This is a genomic window from Latilactobacillus parasakei, assembly GCF_049674265.1.
Classification (GTDB): Bacteria; Bacillota; Bacilli; order Lactobacillales; family Lactobacillaceae; genus Latilactobacillus; species Latilactobacillus sakei.
In genome coordinates this window covers 838,829-853,274 of record NZ_CP186861.1, presented here as the reverse complement: position 1 = coordinate 853,274, position 14,446 = coordinate 838,829, and the positions used below count along the sequence as shown (strand labels likewise).

The following is a 14,446-nucleotide window of genomic DNA, read 5'->3' as shown; positions in this document are numbered from 1 at the left end:
TTCTTGGGAGGAATTTATCTGATGTATAAAGAATACCAATTGAATGTGAATGAATTGTGAAAATTCACGGATGAAACTAAGTAGAATTTGATACTTTCATATGACGGCCTTCGATGCGCCATATTGGTGGTGCAAATTAGACGATTACTTTAGGGAGGAATGTCTAATGAAATTCACGTTTGTCAGATGATTCTTGGGAGGAATTTATCTGATGTATAAAGAATACCAATTGAATGTGAACGAAGTATGAAGATTCACAGATGAAATTAAGACGAATTGACGGCTTTTATGGGAAAGCAAAAATGCGAGGTAAAAAGTCGCTGAGTAGCGGCCCTTTACCTCGCATCTTTGGTTGGCCAGCTATTGGGAGATAGCGGCCTTGCAATTGAAGTTCTTGGGAGGAATTTCAATTGATTACTTATTATTAGGATGGTTCTGGGAGAAAATCGACATAGGGAGGTATGCCGATTCGGGTTAATCAGATGATTCTTGGGAGGCGTTCATCTGATATATATAGAATAACAATTAAATATGAACAAAGTATGAATATTTAATTGCGATTGTTAGATAAATATGACTATCTTTTTGTAAGTGCTTTTATTTGTAAAAAAGGTTAGCAGTCGCTACACCTTAGATAGTGATAAATTTAGGAGGCGTTTTAAATGGAAAAGGTATTAATATTAGGGGCGCATGGCAAGATTGCACAATTGACACGAGCACAATTGCTAGCTAAAACGGATGCGCAATTAGTGTTATTTCTAAGAAAAGCGAACCGACTAACAATCCAAGATCAACAACGCGAACAGTTGGTTGAAGGCGATGCTAGCCAGCAAGCTGATTTAGTTCAAGCAATGAAGGGTGTCACAGTCGTCTACGCAAATTTAGCGGGCGCTAATATTGAAGCACAGGCTAAAGCCGTTGTATCTGCTATGAAAATAGCGGGGGTTAAACGCTTAATTTGGATCTCAACACTCGGCATCTATGACGAAGTTCCCGGGGCATACGGTCAGTGGAACCATCAAATGTTAGATGATGGTTATTTGCCAACATACGCAGCCGCCGCCAAAGTAATTGAAACGTCAGGGTTAGCCTTTACAATTATTCGCCCAGCTTGGTTATCTGATAAGGACGAAATCGATTATGAAATCACACATCGCACGGATGCTTTCAAGGGTACCGAAGTTTCCAGAAAAAGCGTCGCTGCAGAAGTTGTCCGTTTGATTCAAAACCCAATTGAAGCAGTTGGTGATTCATTGGGCTTAAATAAACCCAATACGGATGGTGACAAACCAGAATGGTACCGCTAAAAAAAGAAGGTCATAGCGACCTTCTTTTTTGTGTTCGATTTTCTTTTGACTGCGGTTAAGGTATGATAGACCAATCATAATCAAATTGAGGTGGCTTTAATGAACGAACCACAAAATCATTATACAAATGGCGTCCTGATGACCTTAGCGGTGATGGGCACAAAATGGAAACCATTAATTTTATGTCATTTAGTGGATGGTCCCCAGAGACCGGCTGACTTAAAAAGAGCGGTTCAAGGAATCTCATCAAAAGTGCTGACGGATCAACTGCGAGAACTAGAGCGCGATGGGATTATTACACGGACCATTTTTAATGAAGTACCACCGCATGTTGAGTATGCCATTTCTGAATATGGGCAATCATTGGTGCCCATTCTAGGCGTGATGGCTAACTGGGGTGAAGCCCGGATCGATTTTCTAAAGCAAAGCGGTGTAGCAGTCGATTTGACTTACACAGATCATGAAAAATATGAGCTTTAATGTAAAGATAAACTGTTAAAATTTTTTTGAAATCGTCTTGATTAATTTAAGCTGTCATACCACAAAACTTACTTTAAAGTGCCTTAGTTAGTCGAAAGTGCGTAATTGTTTATTCTGACAAGCCGCCTATACTAACCTTATCAACTAAAAGTGAGGGATAAAAATGACAATTCAAAATAAAGTCGTCGTGATTACCGGCGCGTCAAGTGGGATTGGTAAAGAAACAGCTACGTTATTAGCAGCTAAGGGGGCCAAGTTGGTCTTAGCGGCTCGTCGTGAAAGTATGTTGGTACCATTGGCTGCATCGTTGACCGCCAAATACGATACGGAGATTATTTATCAAAAAACAGATGTGACGCAATTAGCAGATGTGAAAGCATTGATTGATTTTACAATCACTAAATTTGGACGCATCGATGTGTTGTTTAACAATGCCGGGTTAATGCCCGTTTCAATGTTGCGCGACGGTAAAGTCGATGAGTGGGAAGCAATGATTGATATTAATCTGAAGGGTGCCTTATACGGTATTAAATACGCACTACCAATCATGGAACAACAAAAGAGTGGCCATATTATCACAACTGATTCGGTTGCGGGCCATTTTACAGGTGAAGGTTCGTCTGTTTATTCAGCCACTAAATATGCGATGCGGGCTGTGATGGAAGGCTTACGAGTTGAAGAAGTTGGTAAAGGCATCAAATCAACGTTGATTTCACCAGGGCATGCGCAAACGGAATTGGCCGCTAAAATTAGTGATCCGAAATTAAGAGAAGCGGTTCTCAAGAGTGAATCAGAAACTGGCTTGAGTGCCAATGATGTTGCTAACGCCGTAGTTTATGCCATTGAGACACCAGCCAACGTGGGAATCAATGAAGTCATTCTACGGTCGATTGATCAGAGAGATTATTAGTCAAAAAAAGCCGTGCATTAGCACGGCTTTTTTACTGTTCTTTAAGATAGGTAAACATGTCACCGATAATTTCTTTAGCATTAGAATCTGTATAAACTGATAGTTTAAGGTCAATTTCACCCAAGCCTTCAAGTAATGCTTGTTGCTTTTTAACGACCGCGGCTCTATGATTCAGCAGAAGTGTCTTGCGAGCTTCAATTGATTCTGGTCCAATCATGCAGTAGTCAATATATTGCTTGATGTCAGCAATTTTCATCTGCGTATTTTTTAAGCAACAGATTGTATGAATGAGAGACATGTCGGCATCGGTAAAGGCTCGGTAGCCGCTACTATCTCTTTTGACAAAGGGTAATAGACCTTGTTTATCATAATAGCGAATCGTATAGATTGAGAGGCCGGTTATTTGAGAAACTTGTTTAATTGAGTATGTCATAATATTTTTCAATTCTTTCTTGCACTAGAGTATGGTCTATTGTTTATACTTTAAAGAAATCAAAGGAGATAGTCAATTATGAAAACTGCATTAGTAACGGGTTCAGATAAAGGATTAGGATTTGAATTGGTCAAGAATTTAAGCCAAAATGGTTGGCAAGTGATTTTAGGCGTCCGCAATTTAGAGCGTGGCAACCAGGCAATTAGTCAGTTAACATCATTAGGACTAACTAATCTGAGCCTCGTGCAACTGGATTTAATGGACGAGGCCAGTATTAAAGCAGCCGCTGTTGAAATTAAGCAAAACCATGCACAACTATCATTACTAATTAACAATGCGGGTATTCCCGGCAAGGAATACGTGGGTTATGAGACACCAATTGAGGATCTAAAAGCAACAATGCAAGTCAACTTCTTTGGCACCTATCTACTGATTAACCAATTAACGGGATTGCTGCATCAAAATCAGGGCACAATCGTCAACATTACGGTGCCAACTAACGCCAATCATCTTTGGAACCCACTCGCCTATAAAACAAGTAAGGGCGCTCAAAATGTGATGACGACTTCGCTGGGGATTTCGTTTGAACAACAAGCGCAAAACATATTAATTTATGCGATCCATCCAGGTATTATGTCGACGGACTTAAATAATAACGTCACGGGACCTTTCGTGCATTCTGCTGAAGTGGTTGGCAAAAAAATTATTCAAACGATTTTAAATAAAAAACACCGTTCCGGCGACTATGTTGAAATCTATCATCAGATTCCAGATAATGCGTTAGTTCGCATGCTAGCAAAGCGGTTTGGGCCACAAGATTAGGGATGATTCCTGATTAAAAAAAGATTGTATTCTAAATCGAAGATATCTATAATGAAGCCTATTCTGTTAGAAGAGGTTACAAAATGTCATTGATTGGAATTTTAATTGTAATTTATTTTTGCTATGGCCAGTTTAAAGCAGAACGGCCAAGACGTTTCCGCTATCTTTTACTACCACTCTACGCGTTATTGATGTTTGTCACGACTTTTAAGCTGAACGCTACGAACTTGTTGTTGGCTGCCGTTATTATCTTATTGGGAATTGCGATTGGCACTTTTCAAGGACGGTTTGCGCAACTGTCTTTAGAGAACGTTCAAGGCCAAACGAAAGTTAGCATTAGAGGTGGTTGGCCGTTTCTATTAGGCTGGGGATTAATCTTGGGAATTCAAATTTTGTTAAGTATTTTTTTGGCACACCACCAAATGGATACAGCAGAGCTCTCCCGAGAAGTTTTGCACAGTGCGCTAGAAGAATTATTACCATTTAGAAGAATTTACGCCTTTGACTGGTGGATTCTATGGGCCTTGTCGGGATGTAGTAGTTTAGCTTATACCGGGATGTTGGCTTATCGATCACCAGATTTTCGGCAGGCAATCCGGCGAAGAGCGCATCGGAAAAGCAGATAAAAATTCAAAAAAGCGAGATGCCTAAGCATCTCGCTTTTATTTTGGATTAGATTTGGTAATCAGGGTCGATAATTAAGACAGGTTTAATTGTTTCACCCTTAATTGATGCTTCATTAGCGAGATTGATATCTTCGAAGCGATAGAATTTTTCAGTCTTATCAAATGGGAACATCCCTTGACGGTAGAATTCAATTAAACGCGGAATGTCGATTTGTGGGATTGAATCACCCATGTTGACGCCAACGACTGATTTATCGTTAACGCATAAATCGTTCCAAGTATCGAGATCGATGTGGTTAGGGGTAACAGCGATTGTTGCTGAAACACCACCTTGGCAAAGGGCTTTGATTGAGTCTTCCATGACTGGCGTAATCCCAGTGGTATCGACACAGAAGTTCACACCGCGGCCGTTAGTGAGCGCTTGGATTGCTGCGACAACATCATCTGTTTGACGGCTATTAATCGTATCAGTGGCGCCAAGTTCTTTAGCGAGTGCTAAGCGTTCGTCGATAATATCGACTGCGATGACTTTTGTACAGCCAGAAATTTTACCGGCCATCATTGCGGCTAAACCAACGGCCCCTGTACCGAAGACGGCAATTGTATCACCGGGTTTTGGTTTTAAAGTATTTAAAACAGTACCACTACCAGTAACGTAGCCACAACCAAGAGGTCCGAGTTCACGTAAGTCTAAATCATCAGGGACTTTAACGGCATTTCTTTCACGAACGACAGTTGTTGTGGTGAATGATGATTGATCAAACATATCAGCAACATGGTGTTCGTTTTCAGTAAAGTGTGAACTACCATCTGGACGTACACCAGAAAGGTTATTTTCAGCATAATTTAAGCATTGGGTTGGCATCCCTTTAAGACAGTTTTCACAAATGCCACAAGCATAAAATGACAGAACGACATGATCGCCAACTTTTAAACTTTGGACGTTTGAGCCAACTTTTTCAACAATCCCGGAACCTTCATGACCAAGCACAATTGGATAACCAATGATGGCATCGCCTTTGCGGAGTGCTTCATCAGAATGACAAATGCCACTTGCGACCATGTGGACTTGCACATCATCTGGATGAAGTGGGGCTAATTCGATATTATCTTTAATGACAAATGGTGCACCTTGTTGTTCAACAACTGCTGCTTTAATTTTCATGAGAATACCCTCTTATTTAAATATTTAATTCACAAATAATTATAACATTTTTGGAATCGTTTACAATATCAAATTAAGGCTATCAAGTAAAAAGGCTGAATAACTGAACCTTAAAGCCATCCGTGTTGTTCACGGTCCCAATCTTTTTTAAAGTACCGCTGACATAGGGATTACCAGTAATAAAATAACGGTAAGGCAGTTGACCACTGGCCGCTTCAGTATTAACGCCGATGCGAGGCGCCGTTGTAATGTGACGTGGGTGTTGCCGATTTGCAAGATCAATTGTTAACGGTGCGCTGGCCACATTTTTAAAAGTCAGTCGTTTATCATGAATTCCTAAGGCGCCCATTAATTTGCCGGGGCCGTTAGTGAGGTTAACACCAGGTTTGTTCGGCCGATTGCGTTGCATCTGCGCCAAACCATGAGTGGGTTCGATGGCGCGAATTAAAACGCCTTGTGGTTGATCCACAGCTTGCGTCACAATATCAAATAGGAAGAAACCGCGTAATTGGTAGATATAAATCGTACCGGGTTCGTGATAAAGGGGCTCACTAAACGGCGTGCGCCGCCCATTATAAGCGTGTGCCGCAGTATCTTGAGCACCCACGTAGGCTTCGGTTTCAACGATTAAACCACCGAGGGTCCCTTGGTGGCTCGTGTATAACAGGTGAGTCCCCAGTAAATCACGGGCAATCTCGGTTGTGGGACGATTGGTAAAAAAAGACATTGGTGCTGGTTGTATGCTTGTCATCTTAAAACCTCCAAACAAATTTATTTTAACACGGTGCTACGAAGATGTGACATTTGTCATATCAAAGTCATGACAAATGGGTCTAAGCGTGCGGGAGAGACTTCGCTATACTTGGTTTATTCAAACGAGGTGACTAAGATGATTGATATTCAACAATTAAAAATGCAATTCGATTCCCAAGTTGTTTTAGCAGGACTTGATTTAACTGTTCAACCGGGTGAAATTATCGGCTTGGTCGGTGCTAATGGGGCAGGCAAATCAACGTTAATTAACCTAATGTTGGGACGATTAACACCGACGCAAGGTCAGATTCGAATTTTGGGCGAACAACCAAATGAAAAACACCACTTGAATCAAGTCGGCGCCATGACCCAAGGGGATGTGCCGCTAGCACGTTTAAAAGTGATCGAAGAACTGGCATTAGTGCGCAGTTATTATCAAACACCACTACCGATTGAAACGTTGTTAACACTTGCGGACTTAACGGAACACGCCCAAAAATTAGTGTCCCAGTTGTCAGGTGGTCAATTACGACGTTTATCGTTTGCCCTCGCTATGGCGGGCAATCCACAACTTCTCTTTTTAGATGAGCCGACGGTTGGCATGGATGTCGGTAGTCGGCAGAAATTTTGGCAGCAGATTGATTGTTTGAAAAAACAAGGGAAAACGATTATTTTAACGTCCCATTATTTAGAGGAAATTGAGCACATTGCGACCCGGATTTTAATTCTTAAGGCGGGCCAATTTCAATACGATGGTGACTTTGCGACATTACAACGGCAATTTAAGGATGCGCAAGTTAGCTTTACGACGACCGAACCTCTAGATAGTTTTACACAGTGGTCGGCTGTTACCAGTGCAAGTCAAGATGGCGCAAAAGTGACATTACAAGTTAGTGATAGTGATCAGATATTAGCACAGTTGGCGCCGTTATTGCTCACAAAGGTCCACGATATTCGAATTCAAGCGAGTTCGTTAGCCGATATCTATCGCGAAATAATGGGGGAATAATAGATGAAGACAGTGATGACACAAACAAAAATGGATTTTAAGCGGGCTTATCTAAGAAATCCTAGATTTGCCTTTTTCTCTTTATTAATGCCAATTGGTTTTTATCTCTTGTTTACAAAAGTGATGAATCAAGGTCTAGTGAGTGCAAGTTTCAATTTACAGTACATGGTTAGCATGACGACGTATAGTTTAATTCTCAGCAATGTTTTTACGTTATCGACGCTGCTTTATAATGATATGAGGGAAGGCTTGTTAGCGTTGATTGATCTGTCACCAACTAGCAAAGCGACCTATTACACGGCAAAGTTGCTTAATCTAGGCGTTATCAACGGCTTAACCATTATCGTTATTTTTGTGGTCGCAGCACTTAGCAATCAGCTTCAATTAGCATGGACAACATGGCTATTAACAGCGGGGTGGTTGTGGTTAGCAAGTTTGCCACTTTGTTTGCTGGGTATTAGCATTTCGTTTTTAAATGATGATAATCAAATTCAGTTGGCGGCGAATTTACTCGCATTTCCACTTGCGATTTTAAGTGGTCTTTGGTGGCCGTTAGCGATGATGCCTAAACAGGTACAAGTCATTGGCCGGCACTTACCGGTTTATCCAATCAATCAAATCGCGCAGTCAATCGTTTTAAAAAAGACGGTTCACTTCGCAGATTATGGCGTAACGCTTGGTTGGACTGTGATATTAGTTGGGCTTGTCGTATACTTAAATCATTATCAAAAGGGAGCACGTCATTAATGTCTTTTTTTAAACGTTACATTGCAATGCCCCAACAATACGGCCTTTTTCCGTATGTTTGGTTACTCTTTTTACTTTTCCCAATCGCCTATGCGTTTCCGTTTAAAACATTGCGGCAACAGGTCATTATAGGTTTGGTGCTTATTTTTGTGATCGCGTACCGCAATAGTTATGTTGCCACTACGTATCGACCGTTCTGGTTGTTGCTCCAAATGGTGGTGAGTGCGATTCTTGCGGTGATTGTTCAAGCGCTTTATCTCAGTATTTATACGGCCTGGGTGTTTGGCTCGATTCCGATGCGCCGACGTAGTTTCTGGGGTTATTACGGGGCCTATATGCTGTCAATCTTGGTGCCCACTCTTTTTCTTTACTATTATTATGGTGGTCAGATGGGGCGTGATGATTGGGTTGGCTTAGCCGTCTATGGCTTATTCTGCATTTTATCCCCATTTGCGGCAGATTCAATTCAACGTTATAATCGCAAAAATCGGCAGTTAATGCAGACCAATCAACGATTGACGGAAATCATTAAACAAAATGAGCGCCAGCGAATTGCCCGTGATTTGCATGATAACTTAGGACAATCGTTTTCGATGATTACTTTAAAAGCGGAATATGCGCGTAAGTTATTGGCTAAAAAACCGGATGCGGTGCCTGAACAATTATTGGCAATTGAACAAGCGTCCCGTCAGAATTTAAAAATGGTGCGTGAAATTGTGGCTGGCTTACGGCAAACGACAATTGCCGAAGAATTGATTAATCAAGAGCGTAATCTTAGCGTAGCGGGTATCATCTTATTAACCAAGGATGAAAATCAAATTGAAGGCTTGCCACAATCAAACCAACAAGTATTGGCACAATGCTTGCACGAAGCAGTGACTAATATTATTCGTTACAGTCACGCCACGGAGTGTTACGTGACGTTTGCGCAATCGGCAACGACTTTTCAGATGACGATTCAAGATAACGGCCGAGGCTTGAAAAAGGCTGACCAGTTTAAAAGTCATGGAATCTCAGGGATGCGTGAACGCTTGGAAGTGATTCAGGGTGAACTGACCGTTGATGGTCGCCACGGAACCACGTTAACGCTGACAATGCCAATCGCCACGGAGGCAAAAAATGATTAAACTTTATTTAGCAGAAGATCAACAACTTTTAAACACCGCACTAGCTGGTATTTTAGAGCTAGAAGATGACCTAACAATGATCGGGACCGCTACAAATGGCCAAGTCGCCTTGGAACAGATTGCAACCTTACAACCGGATGTCGCTTTATTGGATATCGAGATGCCGGGGTTAACGGGACTTGAAATCGCTCGACGATTACATGAACAACAGCCACAGGTTAAGGTCATTATTTTAACGACCTTTGCTCAGACTAGTTATTTTAAACAGGCGATTAGCGCTGAAGTTGCCGGTTATCTCTTAAAAGACGGCCCTAGTGATGATTTAATCGTTGCGATTCACTCGGTGATGGCCGGTAGAACAGTCTACGCCCCAGAATTAGTGGTCGGTTTAACCAATCAACCGCAAAATCCACTTTCACAACGGGAAACCGATGTTTTGCAGGCGGTGGCCAACGGTTTGAGCAATAAAGAAGTCGCGAGTCAACTCTTCTTATCGGATGGGACCGTCCGTAATTATATGTCGACGATTCTCAGCAAATTAGCCGCCAGCAATCGGATTGAAGCAATCCAAATTGCGCGCCATAATGGCTGGTTATAACGATCAGACTTTAAAATTGCATCACAGTCGTTAATTGACTATGCTTGCAAGCATAAAGGAGGCGTTAATATGAGTTTAGAAAATCTGCATAAATGGGCATTTTTCTATTTTTCACCCGCATTTTCCCCTGAACAAAATACCGTTATTAATCGCAATCAGGCTGGGACCTGTGAAATGATTACGGTCGGTTTTGATCCAAGCGCTAAAACGGATGGCTCGGTGATTGAATTAGCCCTACAATTGAAGGCAGAAGGGGTTCAGTTTATCGAACTTTGTGGTGGTTTTGGGCCAACTTGGACGACTAAAATTAATGAAGCATTGAACTACGAAATACCGGTGGGCGCGGTTATGTATGGCCCTGAATTCCGCCAACCATTATTTGAAATCATGCAATAAAACGTTACCAAGTAGAGATTTATCTGAAAATAGCAGATAAGTCTCTTTTTTAAGCCTTTTTTATTAACTTTCTGTGTGCAGTTCGGTATAATTCACTTATAAATTGTAAGAAGGAGGGATACGATGTTAAAGAAGCGACGAACATTCATAATCGGATTGGGGGCTGCACTATTATGTAGTCTGTTCTTAATCCTCAATGTTGCTAATGTGCAGGCCAAACAAGTTTTACAGTTAGGCGCCCAGGCGCCGCTTGATACGATCGATATCTCGACTTCAACGGGTTACGGTCAAACTGGTAATATTTTCGAAAGTTTATACCGACTCGGCAAAAAAGGTAAAATTGAAGCTGGCTTAGCAAAGAGTAGTCAAGTTTCAGATGACGGTTTAACGTGGACTTTTAAAATTAGAAAAGCACAATTTAGTAATGGTGATCCAATTCGGGCCCAAGATTTTGTTTATTCTTGGCAACGGACGATTAAACCAACGACTAAATCGCCTTACACGAACCTATTTAGCAATATCAAAAACGCTCCAGCGATTGCGGATGGCAAATTAGATCCGAAGCAATTAGGGGTCAAGGCTTTGGATAAACATACGCTACAAGTGACGTTAACCAAACCGGTTGCCTACATGAAGACCTTGATGGCTTATCCATTATTTGCGCCACAAGATCAAAAGGTGATTGAAAAGTACGGCAAGAAATACGCGACAAAATCAAAATACATGGTTTACTCGGGACCATTTACGCTTAAAGGCTGGTCCGGAACGAGTGAAGAATGGCAGTTCAAGAAAAATCAACGCTATTGGGATCATAAGAAAGTGAAATTAAGTGCGGTTAAATTTACGGTGTTGGAAAATACCAGCACGGCGTTATATCTCTATCAAGACGGGCGCTTGGATTTAACCCAACTCGATAATCAACAAGTTGAAAATTATAGTAGTAATCGCGATTTCAAGCGTTATCCGTATGCGCAAACTTACTTCTTAAAATATAATTTCAACAGTGACAATCAACAGGTCAAACACATTTTGAATAATCAAGATGCGCGTCTGGCACTATCCTTGGCGATTAATCGGAAGACAATGAACAACCGCCTCTATGGCTTTAAAACAAATCCGGTCACGGGCTTTGTCGCCTCTGGGTTGGCCAACTCACCCGTTAAAAAGGTCGATTTCGCCAAATCACAAGCGGTGCCACATACGGTTGATTACGAACCAAAACTGGCCAAAGAATATTGGCAAAAGGCGCTAAAAGCAACCGGGATGAAAAAAGTGACACTCTCATTAACAGTTGATAGTGATGATCCGAATACATCTTATGTCAGCCAGTATTTAAAAGGACAGTTGGAAGAAATTTTACCAGGCTTCCAGCTCAACTTAAGAACGGTGCCTAGCCAAGTTGCAAGCAGTCGCGATCATGAGGGCGACTACGACATCCTATTATCCGCTTGGGGGGCCGATTTCAAAGATCCAATTTCATTCTTAGAAATCATGCTACCAGGGGCGGCCAATAATACCGGTGGCTTCAAGAATGCGGATTACCAAAAAAACGTTGATTTAGCGACAAATCAAGATGCTAATGATCCAAGTCAACGGTGGGCTGATATGGTTGAGGCGGCACAAGTCTTGAACCGCACACAAAGCCTGACACCGCTATACCAAAACGAAACCGGCTATCTCCAAAATCCGAAGGTCAAAGGGATTATCCATAATACCGCGGGGACGCAGTGGAGTTATAAGACCGCGTATATTAAGGGGCAATAAGCCACCAAACAGATTATTATTGTTTCAAGTGGCGCTATGCTAAAGTAAGGGTATCCAATTCAGAAAGAGGGTATTTTAAATGGCAAAGCAATATGAAACAACGATGATTAATGAAGGCGGCCGAAACGGATTCGTTTACGACCCAGAAAAATCAACGAAGTATGTGATTAAAGCGCCTGGTACAGATAAAACTGGTAAGAGTACCAACCCGGAACAACTTTTCGCTGCCGGCTACAGTTCATGTTTTAACAGTGCCTTAGAACTTGTTTTGAGTCAGAATCAGATTAAAGCTGAAACGACGGTTAAAGCAACGGTTTCACTTTATAATGATGGCCCCGCAGATTTCTATATCGGGGTTGAACTTGTCGGTCATATTGAAGGCCTCTCACCAGAAGACACGAAGCGCTATCTAGAAAAAGCCCACGAAGTTTGCCCATATTCTAAGGCAACACGTGGTAATATCGATGTTAAAATTGATGTCATGTAAGTTAATTTTAGATAGAAAAAAACGGGTCAACAGGATGCTAACTGTTGGCTCGTTTTTTGTATGTATGTCCAGAAATAGGTCATCAGACATCAATTATGATGTCTGATGACCTATTTTAATGTTTATTAAGCATATTTAATTATTATTTAGGTAGGTATAAAATGCTGATTTATAGCGATTCTCTGTATTAATTAACCGGATAAACTGGAACCGTAACTCTTGAATTATGAACTTTAAGATAAATTAAGTTTATACCATTGTCTAATTTTGCGCAAGTTATTTTTAGGAATTATTATAAACGTTAATGCTGTAAGTGATTGTGCAATGGAAATAATTTTCGGAAGGGATTATTTTTATTGAATAATCATTTTTTTATAATAAAATCATAATTCAAGAGTTATGAACGATTAAGTTTAAGCCGTTGGAGGTAGTGATATGCAATTTTTCAGTAAATTATTTGAATTAAAAAAAGAGATTGAACAGTTCTATAAGACTGAATTAGATCAATTTGATATTACGGATACTCAGTTCTTTCTATTAACGTATATCGATAGTGTTGAGCTTGCGAGCCCCACGAAGCTATCGGCAAGCTTTAATATCAGTACACCAGCAATTTCACGATTATGCCGGGAATTAGAGAATAAACGCTTAATTGAACGTTTCAGAGATAGTGGTGTCCAAGCTGATTATCGCTTAGTTTTTATTCGTTTAACACCGGCAGGAACCGCTAAGTTAAATAAAGTCAATGCAGCATTAACCGAATTGATTAATGTACCTGAAGAACCAGCAATGGTTGATCAATTAGATGCAAGTCGTGAAATAATTGGGACATTATTCCGAGGATAAGTATTTAAATCAAGGTATTATATGGACGAGAAATTGAATGCTTTTATAAATAACTCTAATTGAAAGGACGATAATGTCAGTGATGATGACCATTAAGAATATTAGTTATCTTTCTACCTAATATTTTAATTGGTTTTAGTATCAGCGTTTTAATAATTTGCGTGGTTAACCAGGTTTATCTATATAATCATTTAAATTTATTGGCGCTTCAAGCAGAGATTAAAGCTAATCAGCAACAAGTGTCAGTGTTAAAACGAGTTTCAATAAACTACGAATTAAGACACTTTGATTTAACAGCTTATAAAGAAGGTCTATGGCAACGACAATTTGAATATCAGATTAGTACAGCGGCTTTGGAATTAAATCAGGGCGTTGATTTGGACCAAGTTAATTGGTTAGAACACGTTAAAGTTTTTGACGAAAACGATGGTGATTTAAGTCATCAAGTGACGGTCTTTTATGGTGAAGTTCAAACGAATGAAATTGGTGAGTATTCAGTTTATTACATGGTGCGTAATCAGCATCAAAAACAAATAACCAAATAAGTTAAAGTATGGGTTCACTAGTCAGTCTCTTGGGTAATTATTTTTTTGAAGGGGATAAGGAAGGTTACTGAATGAAACAACAAGCCAATCTATGGCGACCAGATGGTTAATGATAGTCGAGTATTGAGCGTATCAGAAATTCAATAGGAAATTAGAATAAGAATGGAGAAATTACAGATGAAAAAGGCAATTAAAGGGTTACTAATGATGATGATGGTTAGTTTTGTAGCCGTTAGTTTAGCAGCGTGTGGTGGTAGCAAATCAAAAAAAGATTCAAGTAGTGATAAAGCAAGAACAACAAATGTTTCTAAGAGTAAGAAAGTTAAGCATATTAAGAAGGACACTAATGCAGCAACAGTGACAGTTAAAGGTACAAAAAAATAGGCGACGAAATGTTAATGAATAATGAGTTAAAATTGAGGGAGGATTAG

17 protein-coding genes and 1 pseudogene are annotated in these 14,446 nt (G+C 40.4%); 15 read left to right on the top strand and 3 right to left on the bottom strand.

Annotation, left to right across the window (positions count from 1 at the left end):
• Positions 1 to 662: 662 nt before the first annotated feature.
• From ACPBEH_RS04400 to ACPBEH_RS04390, 3 genes are all read left to right on the top strand, one after another.
• Positions 663 to 1,307 (top strand): NAD(P)H-binding protein, encoded by a 645-nt coding sequence (locus ACPBEH_RS04400; protein WP_424349859.1) that lies wholly within the window; start codon positions 663 to 665, stop codon positions 1,305 to 1,307.
• A 99-nt stretch (positions 1,308 to 1,406) separates the two neighbouring features.
• Positions 1,407 to 1,787, top strand: a complete 381-nt coding sequence (locus ACPBEH_RS04395) for a winged helix-turn-helix transcriptional regulator (RefSeq protein ID WP_025016307.1) — start codon at positions 1,407 to 1,409, stop codon at positions 1,785 to 1,787.
• Between the two features lie 163 nt (positions 1,788 to 1,950).
• A complete protein-coding gene (locus ACPBEH_RS04390; RefSeq protein WP_424349858.1) occupies positions 1,951 to 2,697 on the top strand; it encodes an SDR family oxidoreductase in 747 nt (248 codons plus the stop codon).
• 31 nt (positions 2,698 to 2,728) lie between these two features.
• On the opposite strand, the gene ACPBEH_RS04385 is transcribed toward ACPBEH_RS04390, so the two are convergent.
• Positions 2,729 to 3,130: a MerR family transcriptional regulator gene (locus tag ACPBEH_RS04385; protein ID WP_424349857.1), complete on the bottom strand. Its 402-nt coding sequence runs from the start codon at positions 3,128 to 3,130 to the stop codon at positions 2,729 to 2,731.
• A 78-nt stretch (positions 3,131 to 3,208) separates the two neighbouring features.
• Here ACPBEH_RS04385 and ACPBEH_RS04380 point away from each other — a divergent pair, with 78 nt between their 5' ends.
• Both ACPBEH_RS04380 and ACPBEH_RS04375 read left to right on the top strand, forming a co-directional pair.
• On the top strand, positions 3,209 to 3,952 hold the full coding sequence (locus tag ACPBEH_RS04380) for an SDR family NAD(P)-dependent oxidoreductase (RefSeq protein WP_424349856.1): 744 nt from the start codon (positions 3,209 to 3,211) through the stop codon (positions 3,950 to 3,952).
• Positions 3,953 to 4,035: 83 nt separating this feature from the next.
• Positions 4,036 to 4,578, top strand: a complete 543-nt coding sequence (locus ACPBEH_RS04375; RefSeq protein WP_424349855.1) for a hypothetical protein — start codon at positions 4,036 to 4,038, stop codon at positions 4,576 to 4,578.
• Between the two features lie 46 nt (positions 4,579 to 4,624).
• Here the strand turns inward: ACPBEH_RS04375 and ACPBEH_RS04370 are convergent, their stop codons facing one another.
• Together ACPBEH_RS04370 and ACPBEH_RS04365 are read right to left on the bottom strand one after the other, a co-directional pair.
• Entirely contained in the window at positions 4,625 to 5,743 is a 1,119-nt protein-coding gene (locus ACPBEH_RS04370; RefSeq protein WP_104963575.1) for an NAD(P)-dependent alcohol dehydrogenase, read from the bottom strand.
• Positions 5,744 to 5,853: 110 nt separating this feature from the next.
• Positions 5,854 to 6,494: pseudogene (locus ACPBEH_RS04365) on the bottom strand (DNA-3-methyladenine glycosylase).
• A 138-nt stretch (positions 6,495 to 6,632) separates the two neighbouring features.
• On the opposite strand from ACPBEH_RS04365, the gene ACPBEH_RS04360 reads away from it, so the two are divergent.
• The 10 genes from ACPBEH_RS04360 to ACPBEH_RS04315 all read left to right on the top strand — a co-directional run bounded on the left by ACPBEH_RS04360 (position 6,633) and on the right by ACPBEH_RS04315 (position 14,399).
• On the top strand, positions 6,633 to 7,505 hold the full coding sequence (locus ACPBEH_RS04360) for an ABC transporter ATP-binding protein (RefSeq protein WP_424349854.1): 873 nt from the start codon (positions 6,633 to 6,635) through the stop codon (positions 7,503 to 7,505).
• 3 nt (positions 7,506 to 7,508) lie between these two features.
• Entirely contained in the window at positions 7,509 to 8,252 is a 744-nt protein-coding gene (locus ACPBEH_RS04355; protein ID WP_424349853.1) for an ABC transporter permease, read from the top strand.
• Positions 8,252 to 9,379: a sensor histidine kinase gene (locus ACPBEH_RS04350; protein WP_424349852.1), complete on the top strand. Its 1,128-nt coding sequence runs from the start codon at positions 8,252 to 8,254 to the stop codon at positions 9,377 to 9,379. The genes ACPBEH_RS04355 and ACPBEH_RS04350 overlap by 1 nt, the downstream gene beginning before the upstream one ends.
• The gene (locus ACPBEH_RS04345) at positions 9,372 to 9,977 is read left to right on the top strand and encodes a response regulator transcription factor (RefSeq protein ID WP_112206574.1); all 606 of its coding nucleotides are present in this window, start codon (positions 9,372 to 9,374) and stop codon (positions 9,975 to 9,977) included. The genes ACPBEH_RS04350 and ACPBEH_RS04345 overlap by 8 nt, the downstream gene beginning before the upstream one ends.
• Positions 9,978 to 10,046: 69 nt before the next feature.
• On the top strand, positions 10,047 to 10,373 hold the full coding sequence (locus ACPBEH_RS04340) for a DUF6506 family protein (protein ID WP_025015936.1): 327 nt from the start codon (positions 10,047 to 10,049) through the stop codon (positions 10,371 to 10,373).
• Positions 10,374 to 10,496: 123 nt separating this feature from the next.
• Positions 10,497 to 12,137: a peptide ABC transporter substrate-binding protein gene (locus tag ACPBEH_RS04335; RefSeq protein WP_424349851.1), complete on the top strand. Its 1,641-nt coding sequence runs from the start codon at positions 10,497 to 10,499 to the stop codon at positions 12,135 to 12,137.
• Between the two features lie 79 nt (positions 12,138 to 12,216).
• Positions 12,217 to 12,624 (top strand): organic hydroperoxide resistance protein, encoded by a 408-nt coding sequence (locus ACPBEH_RS04330; RefSeq protein WP_424349850.1) that lies wholly within the window; start codon positions 12,217 to 12,219, stop codon positions 12,622 to 12,624.
• 435 nt (positions 12,625 to 13,059) lie between these two features.
• Positions 13,060 to 13,470, top strand: a complete 411-nt coding sequence (locus ACPBEH_RS04325) for a MarR family winged helix-turn-helix transcriptional regulator (RefSeq protein ID WP_424349849.1) — start codon at positions 13,060 to 13,062, stop codon at positions 13,468 to 13,470.
• A 200-nt stretch (positions 13,471 to 13,670) separates the two neighbouring features.
• Positions 13,671 to 14,015, top strand: a complete 345-nt coding sequence (locus ACPBEH_RS04320) for a hypothetical protein (RefSeq protein ID WP_424349848.1) — start codon at positions 13,671 to 13,673, stop codon at positions 14,013 to 14,015.
• 177 nt (positions 14,016 to 14,192) lie between these two features.
• Positions 14,193 to 14,399 (top strand): hypothetical protein, encoded by a 207-nt coding sequence (locus ACPBEH_RS04315; RefSeq protein ID WP_424349847.1) that lies wholly within the window; start codon positions 14,193 to 14,195, stop codon positions 14,397 to 14,399.
• Positions 14,400 to 14,446: the final 47 nt, after the last annotated feature.